Source organism: Caldimonas tepidiphila (assembly GCF_003569765.1).
GTDB classification, from domain to species: Bacteria; Pseudomonadota; Gammaproteobacteria; order Burkholderiales; family Burkholderiaceae_C; genus Caldimonas; species Caldimonas tepidiphila.
In genome coordinates this window covers 1,105-1,698 of sequence record NZ_KZ983982.1, presented here as the reverse complement: position 1 = coordinate 1,698, position 594 = coordinate 1,105, and the positions used below count along the sequence as shown (strand labels likewise).

Here is a 594-nt window from a genome sequence, read left to right as displayed (position 1 = left end):
AGCGTAGTGGTCGACAGTCTCACAGGATGAGCCAAGCTGAGCTTCGTGACGAATCAGGTCGACCGGTGTCGAGCGGGCTTCATGGCGGTTCTGATCGCTGCCATACCTAACGGCTTCAGCTACGGCCAGGCGGCCAATCTGATCGATTTGCTTTCAGAGCAGGGCTCCCCAGTGGACACGCTTCGGCTTTGCGAGGAAGTGATCGACAAGGCCGGTCCGGAGGCTCTTGCCACGGCGCACAGGGCCATGTGGAACACCGGTTGAAGCTTGCTCGCTGAGTCGTTTGTTGTGGCTCATCTACCCGCGAGCGGCACGTCACTTCGCCTGAGTAAAGCCCGGTCGTGGTCTGCCAAGGTCCAAGCAGCGCGTACATCCGAAGGTGGCATCCGCACACCGAAGGATGTAGTCTTCATCATCTATGCCTTGTGCATTAGATCGACGAGGCCCCGGGAGCTTCCCCAGGCGTGCCAGAACTTTCCGACAACCCGCCCAGATTCCTACCGAAATTGTGCCAAGTCGTTACCAGAGCAAATGGCTGGAACGATCGTTGCCGGAGAGGTGCGCCATGCGAGGGGGCTCGCATGGTGGTGCTTC

Annotated in this window: 1 protein-coding gene; it reads left to right on the top strand. The window is 59.4% G+C overall.

Annotated features, from left to right (window positions below; translation table 11 throughout):
• Positions 1–81 precede the first annotated feature (81 nt).
• Positions 82–264 (top strand): hypothetical protein, encoded by a 183-nt coding sequence (locus tag D3A59_RS04170; RefSeq protein WP_119153651.1) that lies wholly within the window; start codon positions 82–84, stop codon positions 262–264.
• Positions 265–594 lie beyond the last annotated feature (330 nt).